At 60.2% G+C, this 16,793-nt stretch carries 14 protein-coding genes and 1 pseudogene; 9 read left to right on the top strand and 6 right to left on the bottom strand.

Translation table 11 applies throughout. The features are described from left to right. The first annotated feature begins 32 nt into the window (after positions 1-32). The 8 genes from H663_RS25865 to H663_RS25830 all read left to right on the top strand — a co-directional run bounded on the left by H663_RS25865 (position 33) and on the right by H663_RS25830 (position 8,518). Positions 33-962 carry a histone deacetylase family protein gene (locus H663_RS25865; RefSeq protein WP_053169939.1) on the top strand — a complete coding sequence of 310 codons (930 nt, stop codon included), beginning with the start codon at positions 33-35 and terminating at the stop codon, positions 960-962. Continuing rightward, positions 959-1,411, top strand: a complete 453-nt coding sequence (locus tag H663_RS25860; RefSeq protein WP_053169937.1) for an acyl-CoA thioesterase — start codon at positions 959-961, stop codon at positions 1,409-1,411. The genes H663_RS25865 and H663_RS25860 overlap by 4 nt, the downstream gene beginning before the upstream one ends. Continuing rightward, the gene (locus tag H663_RS25855; RefSeq protein WP_053169935.1) at positions 1,408-2,139 is read left to right on the top strand and encodes a nitroreductase; all 732 of its coding nucleotides are present in this window, start codon (positions 1,408-1,410) and stop codon (positions 2,137-2,139) included. Before H663_RS25860 ends, H663_RS25855 begins: the two co-directional genes overlap by 4 nt. 150 nt (positions 2,140-2,289) lie before the next feature. Next, entirely contained in the window at positions 2,290-3,474 is a 1,185-nt protein-coding gene (gene pncB, locus H663_RS25850; protein ID WP_053169933.1) for a nicotinate phosphoribosyltransferase, read from the top strand. A gap of 52 nt (positions 3,475-3,526) precedes the next feature. Then, positions 3,527-4,948 (top strand): sodium:proton antiporter, encoded by a 1,422-nt coding sequence (locus H663_RS25845; RefSeq protein WP_083451112.1) that lies wholly within the window; start codon positions 3,527-3,529, stop codon positions 4,946-4,948. After that, the gene (locus H663_RS25840; RefSeq protein ID WP_053169929.1) at positions 4,948-5,934 is read left to right on the top strand and encodes a 2-hydroxyacid dehydrogenase; all 987 of its coding nucleotides are present in this window, start codon (positions 4,948-4,950) and stop codon (positions 5,932-5,934) included. The genes H663_RS25845 and H663_RS25840 overlap by 1 nt, the downstream gene beginning before the upstream one ends. Further along, on the top strand, positions 5,931-7,349 hold the full coding sequence (locus H663_RS25835; RefSeq protein ID WP_053169927.1) for a DNA recombination protein RmuC: 1,419 nt from the start codon (positions 5,931-5,933) through the stop codon (positions 7,347-7,349). The genes H663_RS25840 and H663_RS25835 overlap by 4 nt, the downstream gene beginning before the upstream one ends. Then, entirely contained in the window at positions 7,346-8,518 is a 1,173-nt protein-coding gene (locus H663_RS25830) for an MFS transporter (protein ID WP_053169925.1), read from the top strand. Before H663_RS25835 ends, H663_RS25830 begins: the two co-directional genes overlap by 4 nt. A gap of 37 nt (positions 8,519-8,555) precedes the next feature. Here H663_RS25830 and H663_RS25825 read toward each other — a convergent pair whose 3' ends face one another. The 6 genes and pseudogenes from H663_RS25825 to H663_RS25800 form a co-directional block, all read right to left on the bottom strand. Next, positions 8,556-9,911: a TolC family outer membrane protein gene (locus H663_RS25825; RefSeq protein WP_116695811.1), complete on the bottom strand. Its 1,356-nt coding sequence runs from the start codon at positions 9,909-9,911 to the stop codon at positions 8,556-8,558. A gap of 32 nt (positions 9,912-9,943) precedes the next feature. Continuing rightward, on the bottom strand, positions 9,944-10,273 hold the full coding sequence (locus H663_RS25820) for a rhodanese-like domain-containing protein (RefSeq protein ID WP_053169921.1): 330 nt from the start codon (positions 10,271-10,273) through the stop codon (positions 9,944-9,946). A 7-nt stretch (positions 10,274-10,280) separates the two neighbouring features. Then, positions 10,281-10,940 (bottom strand): protein-L-isoaspartate O-methyltransferase family protein, encoded by a 660-nt coding sequence (locus H663_RS25815; protein WP_053169919.1) that lies wholly within the window; start codon positions 10,938-10,940, stop codon positions 10,281-10,283. Positions 10,941-10,980: 40 nt separating this feature from the next. Further along, positions 10,981-14,136, bottom strand: a pseudogene (locus tag H663_RS25810) (efflux RND transporter permease subunit). Positions 14,137-14,149: 13 nt separating this feature from the next. Next, entirely contained in the window at positions 14,150-15,331 is a 1,182-nt protein-coding gene (locus tag H663_RS25805; RefSeq protein ID WP_053169918.1) for an efflux RND transporter periplasmic adaptor subunit, read from the bottom strand. Positions 15,332-15,337: 6 nt separating this feature from the next. Then, positions 15,338-15,973 carry a TetR/AcrR family transcriptional regulator gene (locus tag H663_RS25800; protein ID WP_240620391.1) on the bottom strand — a complete coding sequence of 212 codons (636 nt, stop codon included), beginning with the start codon at positions 15,971-15,973 and terminating at the stop codon, positions 15,338-15,340. Positions 15,974-16,186: 213 nt separating this feature from the next. Between H663_RS25800 and msrA the strand changes: the two genes are divergently transcribed. Further along, entirely contained in the window at positions 16,187-16,720 is a 534-nt protein-coding gene (msrA, locus tag H663_RS25795) for a peptide-methionine (S)-S-oxide reductase MsrA (protein WP_083451111.1), read from the top strand. Positions 16,721-16,793: the final 73 nt, after the last annotated feature.

Raw genomic sequence — 16,793 nt, 5'->3', positions numbered from 1 at the left:
TGACATGAACGCCTGTTCATGCGGCCCTATTCATGCACGCTTATTACGCCGATCACTTTGTTTTGCCTTTGCCTGAAGGGCACCGTTTTCCAATGCACAAATACAGCCGCCTGCGCGACCGGCTCTCGCAGGAGTTGCCAGGCGTGCGCATGTGCGAAGCCCCCGCCACCAGCGACGGCGAGCTGGCGCTGGTGCACACGCCCGGCTACATACAAGGCGTGGCCACGGGCAGCCTGGACGCAGCGGTGCAGCGAGAGATCGGTTTTCCCTGGAGTGCGGCCATGGCCGAGCGGGCGCGCCGTTCGGTCGGGGCGACCATCGCGGCGGCCAGAGACGCATTGGCCCAGGGCGTGGCGGGCAATCTGGCCGGTGGCACCCATCACGCCTATGCCGACAAAGGGGGCGGGTTTTGCGTCTTCAACGACATCGCGGTCACGGCCCGGCTGATGCAGGCCGAAGCGTGGCGTCAGCAGCGGCAAGCACTGCAGGTGGCGGTGATCGACCTGGATGTGCACCAGGGCAATGGCACGGCGCACATCTTTGCCAACGACCCTACGGTATTCACTTTGTCCATGCACGGGGAAAAGAATTTCCCATTTCGCAAGGCCGCGAGTGATCTGGATGTGGGCCTGCCCGACGGCTGCACCGATGGCCCTTATCTGGAAGCGCTGCACCAGGCCCTGCAAGCCTTGCAGGACCGGTTTGACCCGCAACTGATCATCTACCTGGCCGGGGCTGATCCGCACGAGGGCGACCGCCTGGGGCGCCTGAAATTGAGCGCGGACGGCATGCAAGCGAGGGACCGCATGGTGATGGATTGGGCCTGGCAACGGCGCTTGCCGGTGGTGCTGTGCATGGGCGGTGGTTATGGGCATGACATCGAGACCACCGTGCAGGTGCAAATGCAGACCTGGGACGTGGCTTTGAGCTACTGGCAACGCTGGCACAATCTCGTGCGATGAACACCCCTGTTTCGCCCACAGCCAAACCCCAAGCCGACGCCCGCAGCAGCTACAAGGCGTTTCGCGCCATCAGCACGCGCTGGATGGACAACGACGTTTACGGCCATGTGAACAACGTGGTCTATTACAGCTGGTTTGACACCGCCGTGAACGCCACCCTGATCGAGCAGGGCGTTCTCGACATCCACGCGGGCAGCACCATCGGCTTGGTGGTGGAAACCCAGTGTTTTTACTTCGCGCCGCTGGCTTTTCCGCAAACCATTGACGCGGGCATCCGCGTGGCCAAGCTGGGTACATCCAGCGTGCGTTACGAGGTGGGTCTGTTTGCGCAAGGCGAAGAACTGACCGCCGCGCGAGGCCATTTTGTGCATGTGTACGTGGACCGCGAAACCCGCCGCCCGGTGCCCCTGCCTGCCGCACTCAAAACATTTCTGGAGACATTGACATGATGAACATTGGACCCCAGGTCAGCACCCGCGTGAACGACCCGGACAGCGTGGACGCCGCAATTCTGAGTCGCTTTTCGGCCCGCGCCTATCTGTCCCAAGCGGTCGAGCGCAGCGTGTTGCAAGAGTTGCTGAGCATTGCCGCCCGCGCCCCCAGCGGCACCAACACCCAGCCCTGGAAGGTCTATGTTCTGCAGGGAGCCAAACGCGACGAGCTGGTGGCCAAAACCTGCGCTGCGCACGACGCCATCAGCGCCAACCCCGCATTGGCCGCTGACTACGCCGAGGCCTACGACTATTACCCCGAAAAATGGGTCAGCCCCTACATCGACCGCCGCCGCGAGTGCGGTTTTGGCCTGTATGGCGTGCTGGGCATCGGCAAGGGCGACAAAGCCATGATGCACGCGCAGCACCAAAAGAACTTCCGCTTTTTTGACGCGCCCGTGGGGCTGATATTTACCATCGACAAAGTCATGGGCCGGGGCAGTTTGCTCGACTACGGCATGTTTTTGCAGAGCATCATGGTGGCCGCCCGCTCGCGTGGCCTGCACACGTGTCCGCAAGCGGCGTGGAACGGTTTTTCCAACATCATCTTGCCGCTGGTGGGTGCGGGTGACAACGAAATGGTGGTCTGCGGCATGTCGCTGGGCTATGCCGACGAATCGGCGCTGGTCAACACCTTCCAGACCACCCGCGTAGCCGCGCAAGACTTCACTCATTGGGTGGACTGAAGCCGTACGATCCGAACAACAAGGCCAATCTGATGGGCATCAGCTTGCGCCTTGCCTGTGCACTGGGACGCCGAGCCCTGAAGGCGCTTGCTTTACCATCTGCCATCGCCTAACGCGTTGCCCCCTCAACAGGGGTGACCCTCACACGCCATGATCATCACCAGCTTGCTCGACACTGACCTCTACAAATTCACCATGATGCAGGTCGTGCTGCACCAGTTTCCGGGGGCGCAGGTCGAATACAAATTCAAGTGCCGCAACCCGGGCATACCACTGGCGCAGTTTGTCCATGAAATTCGCCAGGAAATCCGCTCGCTGTGCAGCCTGAGTTTCACCGAAGGCGAGCTGCAGTACTTGCGCTCACTGCGCTTCATCAAGAGCGACTTTGTGGACTTTTTGGGGCTGTTCAAACTCAACGAAAAATACATCCAGGTCACGGCGCTGCCCTCGCAAGAGATCGACATCACCATCCAGGGCCCCTGGCTGCACACCATTTTGTTCGAGATCCCGGTGTTGGCCATCGTCAACGAGGTCTATTTCCGCAACACCCAAAAGGTGCCTGATCTGATGGAGGGCCGTCGCCGACTCGACACCAAAATCGCCCAATTGCAAGCCCCGGGCCTTGAAACACTCAAAATTGCCGACTACGGCACGCGTCGACGCTTTTCACGGGCTTGGCATGAAGAGGTGCTGCGGGTTTTGTCCGCCCGATTGGGCACAGGACCTGGTGGTCAGTTCGCAGGAACCAGCAACGTGTATTACGCCTATTTGTTGGGCCTGACGCCGCTGGGCACCATGGCACACGAGTATTTGCAGGCCGCCCAAGCACTGGGGCCGCGCTTGCGTGACAGCCAGATTTTTGCCTTTGAGTCGTGGGCCAAGGAATACCGGGGCGACCTGGGCATTGCGCTCAGCGATGTCTATGGTTTGAACGCCTTCTTGCGCGATTTCGATTTGTACTTTTGCAAGTTGTTTGACGGCGCACGGCATGACAGCGGCGACCCTTTCAGCTGGGGCGAGCGCATGATTGCGCATTACCAGCAAAACCGGGTAGACCCGAGGACCAAGACCCTCATCTTCAGCGACAGTTTGACCATTCCGCGCACGATTGAGCTGTACCAACAATTCCGTGAACGCTGCCTGCTGGCCTTTGGTGTGGGGACCAACTTGACGAATGACCTGGGTTACGAGCCGCTGCAAATCGTCATCAAAATGACGCGTTGCAACGGTCAGCCCGTGGCCAAGCTGTCGGACTCGCCTGGCAAGGGCATGTGTGACGATGAAAAGTATTTGGCATATTTGCGCCAAGTTTTTGAAATTGCCCCCAACGCCTGAACAGGAGACGGGGCCGTTAACATACAACACCATTTAACAGGAGATGCGCATCATGACGCTATGGGGTAAGCGGTGGACCGCGTGGCTGGCTTTGCCGCTGTTGTTGTTGTCCGGCGGGGCTTTTGCCGCCGATTTTGATGGCGCTCAGCTGTCGGCGATGTGGGGTGTGCCGTTTGCGGGCATCTTGTTGTCGATTGCCTTGATGCCTTTGCTTTTGCCGCATTTTTGGCATCACCACTATGGCAAAGTGGCAGCAGCTTGGGGCTTGGCATTCCTCGTGCCTTTTGCCTTGGTGTTTGGTCCCGCAGCGGCAGGTACGAACACGGTGCACGCCCTTTTTGCTGAATACATCCCCTTCATCATTTTGCTCACCGCCTTGTTCACCGTGTCGGGCGGCATTTTCATCCGTGGCAACTTGCACGGAAGCCCTGGCCTGAACACCGCCATCCTGGCCATTGGTGCAGTGCTGGCCAGCTTCATGGGCACCACGGGGGCGTCCATGCTGCTGATTCGCCCGCTCATCCGCGCCAACGACAACCGCAAGCATGTGGCGCATGTGGTGGTGTTTTTCATCTTCATCGTCTCCAACGCTGGCGGCTCTTTGACGCCTTTGGGTGATCCGCCCTTGTTTTTGGGCTTTTTGAAGGGCGTGGACTTCTTCTGGACCATCAAAACCATCTTCCCCGAGACATTGTTCTTGGTGGGCAGCTTGCTCGTCATTTTCTTTGCACTCGATTCCTGGTATTACCACCGACGCGAAGAGCTGTTGCCGCATGACCCGACACCCGACTCCAAAGCGATTGGTTTTGATGGGGCCATCAATTTCTGGCTGCTGGCAGCCGTCGTAGGCTTGGTGTTGATGAGCGGATTCTGGAAGTCGCCTGTTTCTTTCAACATCTACGGCACAGAAGTCGGTTTGCCCGGCGTTTTGCGCGATCTGGGCCTGTTGGTCGTGACCTTTGTGTCACTCAAGATCACCCCTGCCAAAGTGCATGAAGACAACCAATTTGGCTGGGGCCCCATGGCCGAAGTGGCCAAGTTGTTTGCTGGCATTTTCCTGACCATCATCCCGGTCATCGCCATGCTCAAGGCGGGTGTCAACGGCCCATTCGGCGCTGTGGTTCAAGCGGTGACCCGACCCGATGGCAGCCCCGACGTGATGATGTATTTCTGGATCACGGGCGCATTGAGTTCATTCCTTGACAACGCGCCCACTTATTTGGTGTTTTTCAACACCGCAGGCGGTGACCCGCAGGTGCTGATGACCACACTGGCCCCGACCTTGGCCGCCATTTCGGCTGGTGCCGTGTTCATGGGGGCCAACACCTACATCGGCAATGCGCCCAACCTGATGGTCAAAGCGATTGCCGAAGACCGTGGCGTGAAGATGCCCAGCTTCTTTGGGTACATGTTGTGGTCGGGCGCAGTCCTGATTCCTTTGTTCGTGGTCATGAGTTTCATCTGGTTCCAGTGATGTCCAAACCCGCTGTTTTGGTGGCCCGAGCCATCTTCCCCGAGGTCCTGCAGTCTTTGGCGCAGGTGTTTGAAGTCGAAAGCAACCAGGCCGATGAAGTTTGGTCTGCAGCCGAACTCACGCGCCGCATGCAAGGCAAAGTGGGGGCACTCACCACCGGTAGCGAGCGCATCGATGCGGCGCTGCTGCAGGCCAACCCGCAGCTGCGCATCGTGGCCAACATGGCCGTGGGCTTCAACAACTTTGATGTGCCCGCCATGACTGCTGCGGGTGTGCAGGCCAGCAACACGCCCGACGTACTGACCGAAACCACGGCCGATTTTGGCTTTGCTTTGCTCATGGCCACCGCCCGCCGCATCACCGAAAGCGAGCATTTCTTGCGCGCAGGTCACTGGACCAAGTGGAGCTACGACATGTTCGCCGGGGCCGAGGTGCATGGCGCCACCATCGGCATCATTGGCATGGGCCGCATCGGTCAGGGCATTGCCCGCCGGGCGGCGCATGGCTTTGGCATGCAAGTGATTTACCACAACCGCTCGCGCCTGAATCCCGAGTTGGAGGCCGCCTGCAAAGCCCGCTATGTGAGCAAGGAGGAGTTGCTCAACACGGCGGACCATGTGATGCTGGTGGTGCCCTACAGTGCCGAGTCGCACCACACCATTGGCGCCGCCGAGCTGGCCCAGATGAAGCCCACAGCCACCTTGGTCAACATTGCACGCGGCGGCATTGTGGACGATGCGGCCTTGGCCAAAGCCTTGGCAGCGCGCCAAATTGCTGCGGCGGGCATTGATGTGTTCGAGGGCGAGCCTTCGGTGCACCCTGACTTGCTCAAAGTGCCCAATGTGGTGCTCACCCCACACATCGCCAGCGCGACCATCCAGACCCGCAAGGCCATGGCCCAGCTGGCAGCTGACAACCTGGTGGCTTACCTGAGCCGTGGCCAGGCGCTGACACCTTTGAACAGCTTGCCCGGCACCGCCGCATGAACGAATGGTTCATGCTGGCCCTGGGTGGGCTGAACCTGTTGTTGTTGATCTGGCTGCTGCTGCGCCGCAGCGCTTCGCCCGATGCGCAAGCGCAGCAAATCGCTGCGCTGCTGACCGAGCAAATTGCAGCGCAAAGGGGCGAACAAAACACCTGGTATCAGCAACAGTTTGCGGTCATACAAAGCCAAACCGAACGCCTTGAGCGCGAACTGCGCACCGAAATCAGTCAATCCGGTGTGCAAGGCCGACAAGAGGCCATGCAGACCCTCACACTGTTCCAGCAATCGCTGCTGCAGCAAAGCGCTGAAGCTTCCCGCACGCAAAACCAGCAAATCGACGCGCTGGCCCAGCAACTGGCCTTGCTGCAAAAAAGCCTGACCGACAGCCTGGCCCAGCAGGTCAATGCGCTGTCTGAGGCGAATGCCCGACGTCTGACCGAAATGCGCGGCACCATGGAAACCCAGCTGTCGCAGCTGCAGCAAAGCAATGCCGCCAAGCTGGACGAGATGCGCCAGACCGTAGACGAAAAACTGCAAGCCACCTTGCAAGCCCGCCTGGGCGAGAGCTTCAAACAAGTGGCCGATCGTCTGGAGCAGGTGCACAAGGGCCTGGGCGAAATGCACACCCTGGCGCAAGGCGTGGGCGACCTCAAGCACCTGCTGACCAATGTCAAGACCCGAGGCATGTTCGGCGAGGCGCAACTGGCCTCGCTGCTCGAACAAGTGCTCACGCCCGAGCAATACGCGGTGCAGGTGGCCACGCGGCCTGGCGACAAAAACAGGGCGGACTTTGCGATTCGTCTGCCGGGCCGCTCGGACAGCGGTCAGCCCGTGTGGTTGCCGATTGACGCGAAGTTTCCCAATGAAGATTACGAGCGCCTGCTCGAAGCCCAAGGTCGCGCTGACCCGGTGCAGGCTGAGCTGTGCGCCAAGGCGCTGGAAACGCGCATCAAGCTTGAAGCCCGGTCGATTGCGGACAAATACCTGGAGCCCCCGCACACCACCGACTTTGCGGTCATGTTTTTGCCGACCGAAGGCTTGTATGCCGAGGTGCTGCGTCGCCCAGGGCTGATGGAAGCCCTGCAACGCGACCACCGCGTCACGCTGGCCGGCCCCACCAACCTGATGGCCATGCTCAACGCCTTGCAAATGGGCTTCAGGACTTTGGCGCTTGAAAAACGCTCCAGCGAAGTCTGGCAGGTGCTGGGTGCCGTCAAAACCGAGTTTGGCAAGTTTGGCGATGTGCTGACCAAGGTGCGCAACCAGACCCAGACGGTGCTCAACACGCTCGACCAAGCGCAAACCCGCAGCAACGTGATGCATCGCGCCCTGCGCCAGGTGGATGCGCTGCCCGAGTTGCAAGCCCAAACACTCTTGCCCAGCGGGCCGGATGTTCCGCAAGAGGATGACAAGTGAGCCCCGATCTGGCCCGCCTGATTGCTGGCCAGATGTTTTTGCATGCGTGCATGGCGGGGACACGCATGGCCATTCCCTTGTTGGCCCTCAAGCAGGGATTCAGTCCCGTGGCAGTGGGGGCACTGTTGGCCTTGTTCGCGCTGTCCGCCATGTTTTTGGCGCTGCCTGCAGGCCGTTACAGCGACCGACGGGGCTTGCAAAAAATCCTGCGCATCAGCATTGTCCTGGCAGCATCGGGTGTGCTGTTGTCGGCGCTGTGGCCAATATTCCCGGTCATGTGCCTGAGCGCTTTGGCCGCAGGCGGTGCCACCGGCATGGCTGTGATCGCCATGCAGCGCCATGTGGGCCGCATGGCCAAAGACCAGATCGCACTCAAGGTGGCGTTCAGTTGGTTGTCTCTGGGGCCAGCCGTGTCCAATTTTGTCGGCCCTGTGCTGGCTGGCTTGTTGATTGACTTTGCCGGACCCGAGGCGGGGCACGTTTCGGGCTTCAGATGGGCCTTCTTGCTGATGGCCGTGTTTCCGCTGTTCACATGGTTTTGGGTGCGCCCAGTGCCTGAGCTGCCCCTCTCACCCGAACTCGCCAACGACAAACCCCGACGTGCGCTGGATTTGCTGGCCGAGCCCATGTTGCGGCGTTTGCTGGCGGTCAACTGGTTGCTGTCCTCATGCTGGGATGTGCACACCTTTGTGGTGCCTGTGCTGGGGCACGAGCGCGGTTACAGCGCTTCGGTGGTGGGGGGCATCCTGGGCGCGTTTGCCTTGGCGGCGGCCTTCATTCGGGTGTGTTTGCCGTTCATTGCGCGGCATGTCAAAGAGCATCAAATCATCACGGGCGCGATGGTCTGCACAGCCTTGCTGTTTGCGGTGTACCCCCTCATGCCCACCGCAGGGGCCATGGGGGCGTGCTCGGTGCTGCTGGGTTTGGTGTTGGGTACGGTGCAGCCCATGATCATGAGCACCTTGCACCAAATCACCCCGGCGCACCGCCAGGGCGAGGCGCTGGGTTTGCGGCTGATGAGCATCAACGCGTCGAGTGTGCTGATGCCCATGCTCTTTGGCGCGGCCGGTGCCATTGCGGGCGTGGCCCCTGTGTTTTGGGTGGTGGGCACATCGGTGGGCCTGGGTGCCCGAATGGCCTGGAAACTCAGGGCCACACACAGCCATTGAACCTGAGTGCGAGGGGCAGGCCCACCCCCTTGGGGGCTTATTTTTGCAGCAGGGCGTTGATGCTTTGCAGGTCTTCGGCCTTGAGCGTGCCGCTGGCCTGGCGCAGCTTGAGCTGGCCGACCAGCACGTCGTAGCGCGCTTTGGCCAGATCACGCTTGGTCTGGAACAGCTGGCTTTGGCTGTTGAGCACGTCGATGTTGATGCGCACGCCCACTTGATAGCCCAGCTTGTTGGCGTCCAGCGCGGCCTGGCTGGAGGCTTCCGCGGCTTCCAGCGCCTTGACCTGGCCAAGACCCGATTGCAGGCCCAGATAGGCGGTGCGCGTAGCTTGTGCCACCTGACGCTGTGCGCCTTCGAGGTCGTTGCGGGCCTTGTCTTCCAGGGCCAGGGTTTCACGGATGCGGTTCTGGGTGGCAAAACCTGCGAACAGGGGCATGTTGGCGGTAATGCCAACACTGGCAATCGTGATCTGGTTATTGACTGGAAGTACTGAAACAGACGTTCCATTGATGTTTTTCTGAACGTTGTAACCCAGTGTGAAATCCACAGTGGGCTTGTGCCCAGCTTCAGCTTTTTCAGTTTCGAGTTTGGCAATTTCCAGATTGACGCGGGCTTGCCGAATGCCGGGGTGAAGCTGTTCGCTTTGGGTGATCCATTCTTGGGCACCAGTCCCTGGAGCAGAGGGCAGGGTGGCAGCAGCATTCAGCACGGTGGGCTTGATGCCTGTTTTGCCGACCAACAATTCCAGTGCGACTGTTTTCACGCGCAGATCGTTGTCTGCGGCAATTTCCTGCGCTGTGACCAGATCAAATCGGGCTTGGGCTTCACGGGTGTCTGTGATGGTGGCTGTTCCCACTTCAAAATTGCGTTTGGCGCTGGCCAGTTGTTCCGCCACTGCGGCTTTTTGCGCTTTCACGAAAGTCAAACTGTCTTGTGAGGACAGAACATCGAAATAGGCCTGACTTGTGCGCACGATCAGGTCTTGTTCTGCCTGCAACAAGGTCGCCTGGGCCGCATCCATGGCTTTTTGGCTTTGTTGGTAAGTTGCCAAGTTGGCCGGGCGGTATAGCGGTTGTGTTGCGTTGATGCCCGCAGTTTGAGTGGTGTAGTTGTAGTTTGAGGTAGAGGTTTCAGGACTCATGGACCTGTCTGCTCGCGTCACGCCAGCTCCCAGACCCACAGTTGGCAACAACGCCGCCTTTCCCTGATCCGCTTTCGCCACATTGGCCTCGTACTGAAATTTTGCAGATTGGTAGCTGGCGTCATAGCCTTTGGCCATTTCGTACATGTCCACCAGACTTTGGGCCTGACTGGTGCTGCTCAGCGTGAGCAAAACGAGCAGGTGCAGGGGAACTCGGCGAAACAGGGTGGTGGACGGGCGGGATTGCTGCATGGACATCTTTCTTGAAGCCGAAAAGGCAAATTTCAGTAAACCGGAATGGACGGATCAACTTGCGCAGACCAGGCATGGATGCCGCCTGCCACGTTCACCACCTGGAAGCCATGCTGCTGTAAAAACGCTGCCACTTGCATGCTTCGGCTGCCATGGTGGCAAAGGCAGGCGATGGCGCGGGATTTGTCCAGTTCGTCCAGCCGAGCCGGGATGGTTTGCATGGGCATGTGGACCAGATCGAGTGCCTCAGGCCTGGTGCTGGCGGTTTGCACTTCCCAGCCTTCGCGCACATCGAGCAAGACGGGGCGCTGGGCTTGTTGGCTGGCCCATTGGGCAACTTGGGCGGGGTAGATCTGTTCCATGGTGGTCTCAGAATTGGAAGCTGGAGGGTTCTGCAAAGCCAGACAGGCGTGGCGCGTTGCAGTCCCAGGGTTCGGTGGTGGTGAAGCTGTTGTCGGTGGAGCGGGTGATCAGCGTGGCGCGCATCATGGGCTCGTTGCCGACAATGGCGGCCAGGCGGCCGCCGATGGTGAGTTGTTGCAGCAAAGTGGCTGGCACTTCGGCCACAGAGCCACTGAGCAAAATCACGTCAAACGGCCCCTCAGCGGCGGCACCCTGGCTGCCGTCGGTGTTGCGCACCGTCACATTGGTCATGCCCGCTTTTTGCAAATTGGCTTGGGCTTGGGCGGCCAGCTGGGCGTCCATTTCCAGGCTGAGCACGCTGGTGGCTTGGTGGCCCAGCAGCGCCGCCATGAAGCCGGAGCCGGTTCCGATCTCGAGCACTTTGTCGGTTTTTTTGACGGCCAGATCTTGCAGCAGACGGGCTTGAACGCGTGGGGCCAGCATGACCTGGTTGGCCGCAGTGCCAAGCGGGATGTCCATGTCCACAAAGGCCAGGGCTTTGTGGGCCAGTGGCACAAAGTCTTCCCGGCGCACCACAGACAGCAGGTCCAGCACTTGGGGGTCGAGCACCTCCCAAGGTCGAATTTGCTGTTCGATCATGTTGAAGCGGGCCTGGTTCAGATTCATTTTTTCTCCTGGGGGGGCGTTGATCAATATCCGTCAGATTTTACTGGTCAGTCGCGTCGTGGGCCTGACGCACAGGGCCTATACCTGCTTTGCGGCGCAACCACTGCGCCAGATCGTCCATGTAGCAGTACACCACCGGCACCACCACCAGCGTCAACAGCGAGGACGTGATGACTCCGCCAATGACCGCCTGCCCCATGGGGGCGCGTTGCTCAGCGCCTTCACTCAACGCGAAGGCCAGCGGCACCATGCCAAAAATCATGGCCAAGGTGGTCATCAAGATGGGGCGCAGCCGCACCTTGGCCGCCAGCAGCAGGGCTTCGGCGCGTTCCAGTCCGTCCTCGCGGGCGCGGATGGCAAAGTCCACCAGCAAGATGGCGTTTTTGGTGACCAGGCCCATGAGCATGATCACGCCGATGATGGAGAACATCGACAAAGTGGAGCGAAACGCCATCAGGGCCAGCACCACACCGATCAGGGTCAGTGGCAGGGCGGTCATCAGGGCCAGGGGCTGCAAGAAGCTTTTGAACTGGCTGGCCAAAATCATGTAAATGAAGATCACCGCCATGGCCAGGGCCGACAAGGCGTAACCGAAGGACTCGGCCATGTTTTTGGTCGAGCCGCCAAAACTGTAACGGTAGCCGGGCGGCAGGCTCAGGCTGTCCATGGCTTTGCGGATGTCGGCCGAGACCTCGCCGGCCGAGCGTCCGAACACGTTGGCGTTGATGGCCACTTCGCGCATCATGTCGCGGCGGTTGATCTGGTTGGAGCCGGTGGTTTCGCTCACCTTGGCCACTTGGCCCAGGCGCACGATGCGTGGGCTGCCATCGGCGGCCGGTGCCACCATGAAGGGCAAGCGCTCCAGGTCTTGCGGGCTGTTGCGGGCCTCGGGCGAGAGGCGCACGTTCACATCGTAGGTCTGGTCGTCCGGTGCACGCCAGTTCCCCACGGTTTGCCCGGCCACCAGGGTGCGCAGGGGGCCTGCCAATTGCGCCGTACCCAGGCCCAGGTCCGAGGCCGCGTCGCGCAGCACTTCCACGCCGATGACGGGTTTGTTGGGCTTGACGCTGGAGTCCAGATCGACAAGGCCGGGAATGTCCCGTACCTTGGCCAGGGCCAGCAGCGCCAGGCGCTCCAGCTCTTTTTGGTCCGGGCCTTGCAGCGAGAACTCCACTTGCTTGTTGCCGCCAATGGCGTCGAGCAGACCGGCGTGTGTGACCGCGATGCCGGGCACCTGTTTCAGGCGTTCGCGCAAGGCGGCCGACATCTGGTCGGCGTTGCGGTTGCGGTTTTTGCGGTCCACCAAACGGATGTACAGGTTGACGTTGTTCTTGCCCTGCGCGTTGGCGGTGTTGATGGTGCTGACGGTGTAGCGCACTTCCGGGAAGTCGCGCAGGATGGCTTCGACCTGGCGGGTTTTCGCTTCGGTGGCTTCGAGCGAGGTGCCCACCGGGGTTTCGAACTTGAGCGAGGTTTCAGAAAAGTCGGCCTTGGGCACAAACTCGGTGCCCAGAAAGCGGACCATGAACACGCTGGCCACAAAAATGCCCAACGCCAGCAAGACGGTGGATTTTTTGTGCACCAGCGCCCAGCGCAAGATGCTTTGGTAACCATCGGCCAGGCGCTCGGTGCCCCGGTCAAACCAGCCGGTCACGCGGCCAATGCTTTTGTCGTACCAGTTGGCGGGTGCTTGGTTTTTGCCGTGCGCTTCAATGGCCGGGTCGTGCCAGATGCTGGACAGCATCGGGTCGAGCGTGAAGCTCACAAACATCGAGATCATCACCGCCGCCACGATGGTGATGCCAAACTCGTGGAAGAACTTGCCGATGATGCCTTCCATGAAACCGATCGGCAAAAACACCGCCACGATGGACAAGGTGGTGGCCAGCACGGCCAGGCCAATCTCTTGCGTGCCCTCCAAAGAGGCCTTGTAGGCGTTTTTGCCCATTTGCACATGGCGCACGATGTTCTCGCGCACCACGATGGCGTCGTCGATCAGCAGGCCCACGCAAAGGCTCAGCGCCATCAGCGTGATCATGTTGATGGTGAAGCCGAACATCTGCATGAACATGAAGGTGCCGATCAAAGAGATCGGCAGCGTCAGGCCCGTGATGACGGTGGAGCGCCAGGAGTTGAGGAACAAAAACACGATCAACACCGTGAGGATGGCCCCCTCGATCAGGGTCTGGCGCACGTTGTTGACCGACACCCGAATGGGGCGGGAGTTGTCGGTGATGGGTTCAAGCCGCAGGCCCGGTGGCAGTTGGGCTTGCAGCTCGGCCACGGCCTTGACCAGGCCATCGACCACCTGGATGGTGTTTTCGTCTTGCGACTTTTGCACCGACATCAAGAGCGTGCGTTGACCGTTGTACAGCGCCAGGTTGTCCAGCTCTTGCGCACCGTCTTGCACCGTGGCCACTTGCGACAAGCGAATGGGGGTGCCGTTTTTGCGGGCCACGATGATGCGGCCAAAGTCTTCGGGCCGCTCCATGCGCGAGCTGATTTGCACCATGCGTTCTTGCTGCAGCGAGCGTATCGCGCCCACGGGCAAATCCTGGTTTTCGTTGCGCACGGCGCTCACCACCTGCTCGGCCGTGACGCCCAGCGCCTCCATATTGGCCGGTTGCAAATACAGGTTGATCTCGCGTTTGCTGCCGCCCACCAAGGTGACCGAGCCTACACCGCGCACGTTTTCCAGCCGCTTTTTCAGCACCTGTTCGGACCAGTTGGTCAGCTCCACCGCGTTGAGCCGATCACCTTCTGGGATGACGGCCAGAGACTACACGGCGCGGCTGGAGGGGTCAAAGCGCAGCACCCGGGGTTCTTTGACTTCGGTGCGCAGCAGGGGGCGCAGCGAGGCGACTTTTTCACGCACATCTTCGGCGGCTTTACGGCCGTCGATCTGCAGCTGGAATTCGATCACGACAACCGACTGGTTTTCGTAGCTGCGCGAGGTCAGGGCGCTGATGCCCGCGATCGAGTTGACGCCTTCTTCGATCTTTTTGGAGACTTCGCTTTCCACAATCTCGGGCGATGCGCCAGGGTATTCGGTGCTGATGACCACCACCGGAAAGTCGATGTTGGGGAACTGGTCAACTTTGAGACGCTGGAAAGAAAAAATGCCCAGCACCACCAAGGCCAACATGACCATGGTGGCAAACACCGGGTTTTGCAAACTGACACGGGTGAACCACATGCTGAAAACCCTTTTATTTGGCTGCGCTGGCCGGCAAGGCCGGTGCGGGTGCTGGGGTCAGCGCTGACTTGGCTGGTGCGGTGAATTTGACTTGAACCCCTTCGCGCACCGCCCCCAAGCTGCCCGAGAGCACTTGCGCACCTTCTGACACGCCGGTCACAGCCACCAGGCTTTGGCGGTCACCCTCGCTGCGCACGCCGGGCTGCACCGTGATGTGGCTCACTTGGCCGTCTTGCACCACCTGCACATAAGGCTGGGGTTTGTCGGTGCGCACGCTGCTCACCGGAACAGCCAGCACTTGCAGGCTTTGCGTGCCCAAACTGCCTTGGGCAAACAGGCCTTGGCGCAAGCCCTCGCGCCCGTTGATGCCCAGGTACACCACGATGCTGCGGCTGCCCATCTGGGCGCTGGGGTTGATGCGCAAAACTTTGGCGACCACAGGCTCAGCCACGCCCTCGACCTGCAGCTGCGCGGTCATGCCCACGCGCACGCGGCTGGCGTCTTCGGCCGTCAGGGCCGCTTCCAGCTCCAATTGCGACAGGTTGATCACCTCGACCAGCCGGGCCTCAATGGCCACGCGCTCGCCAGGCTGGGCCAGGCGCTGCGCCACCACGCCCGTCAAGGGCGAGCGCAGCGTGGCATCGGCTAGCGACTTGTTGGCCAGGTCCAGCGCTGCCAGCGCGGCCGCGTGTGTGGCCTTGGCCCCGTTCAGGCTGGCCTGCGAGGTGAGCAGGGCGGTTTGAGAGATGAAGCCCTGGTTCACCAGCGCCTGGTTGTTGTCAAACTGGCGCTGGGCAATGTCCACCTGGGCTTTGGCCGCATCGGCTTGCTGCTGGGCCTGGCGTACACGCGCTTGGTACTCGCTGGGGTCAATGCGGGCGATGACTTGCCCGGCTAGAACGCGGTCGCCTTCGCGCACGCTGAGTTCCTGCAATTCACCGGCCACGCGGGCCTTGACCACGGCGCTTTGGGTGGCTTTGAGAGGGCCTGAAACCGCAATGCCCAAGCTCAGGTTTTGCGTTTGGGCGGTGAACACGTCGGTGGCGGCCAGCTCCAGTGTGCTGGGGGCTGCTGCCGTGGTGACTGCTGCAGTGGGGGTGTTGGCGGCTTTGCGTTGGCTCAAGAGACGAGCACCACCGACCAAAACGATGGCGGTGGCCACGCCAGTGAGGATCCAGAGGGTTGATTTTTTCATGGAAGATCAGGAGTTAGACAAGCCACGCACCAGCAATTGGGCGTGTTGGGAAATGAAGGCTTCTGGGTCAATTTGTTCGCTGGTGGGGCAGCACGGCCCCATGGAGTGTTTCCACATGACCAAAAAAAGCAAAGGTGCCATGACAGAATGCAAGGCCAGATCCACATTGACCGGGCGAAATTCGCCCTGGTCAATGCCGCGCTGCAGCACTGACCGCACCATGGCGTCGGCTGGCTTGATGACTTCTTCGCGGAAAAACGTGGCCAGATCAGGAAAATTGCTGGCTTCGCTCATGATCAGTTTGGAGATGCCCGAGGCTTTGGTCGCGCCGTAGCGCCGCCACCATTGCAGCATCATCCATTCCAGCAACTCGCCGGTTTTGCCCTGAAATTGGGCCAATTCGGCAGCCCCTTGGTTCACCGGGTGCACCACGTTTTCACGCACCACAGCCTTGAACAAGTCTTCCTTGTTCGGAAAGTACAAAAACAAAGTGCCCTTGGAGACGCCAGCGCGCAACGCCACTTCTTCGACGCGGGTGGCGGCGAAGCCTTTTTCCACGAACAAATCCAGCGCCGCTTCCAGGAGTTCTCCTGGGCGGTCTTGTTTGCGGCGTTCGCGTTTGTGGGGAAGGGTGTCTGACACGGATGCGATTTTAATGACTGACTGGTTAGTAATGTAGGCGAAAAGCCCTTGTTGGTCAACGCAGGGAAGAATCGGGGCCCTGTAGAGCTGCGGTGAACTCGCTACAGTCTCGGGTAGGCTTGTGGCCTTGTCCTGAGGTCAGGGTGTTGTCACACAGCAGCGGTATTTTTTCCAAGGGGCCGGACCCACAGTATTGATGAAATGGACACAAAAATGACTGAAACACTGGTGTTGGGCGGGGGGTGCTTTTGGTGCACCGAGGCCGTTTATGTGAAAGTGCGCGGCGTGATCGACGTGGAGTCGGGATACTGCAACGGTCAGACCGTAGCACCCACTTATGAGCAGGTGTGTACCGGCCGCACGGGCCACAATGAGGTGGTCAAGTTGGTCTATGACCCGGCGCAAGTCAGCACCCGAGAGTTGCTGGAGGTCTTTTTCGTGATCCACGACCCGACCACGCTGAACCGCCAGGGCAACGACACCGGCACGCAGTATCGCAGCGGCATTTACTTCACGACGCCTGACCAGGCCGAAGTGGCACACACCATGCTGGCTGAGCTGGCCGCAGCCAGAGCATTTGGCCAGCCCATCGTGACCGAGGTGCTGGCCCTTGATAACTACAGTGCTGCCGAGGACTACCATCAGGACTTTTTTGAGCGCAACCCCTACCAGGGCTACTGCATGGCAGTGGCCGCGCCCAAGGTGCTTAAATTCAAAAACACGTTTTCACGCCTGGTGCTTGAGTGACAATATGCGCTGCCGTTGTCGGCTGTTGACCGAGTTGAACGCTCGCGCCAGAAAGTAAATCACACTTAGCCCA

It is taken from the genome of Limnohabitans planktonicus II-D5 (assembly GCF_001270065.2).
In the GTDB taxonomy this organism is placed as follows: domain Bacteria; phylum Pseudomonadota; class Gammaproteobacteria; order Burkholderiales; family Burkholderiaceae_C; genus Limnohabitans_A; species Limnohabitans_A planktonicus.
This window is presented reverse-complemented; position numbering and strand designations above follow the sequence as displayed.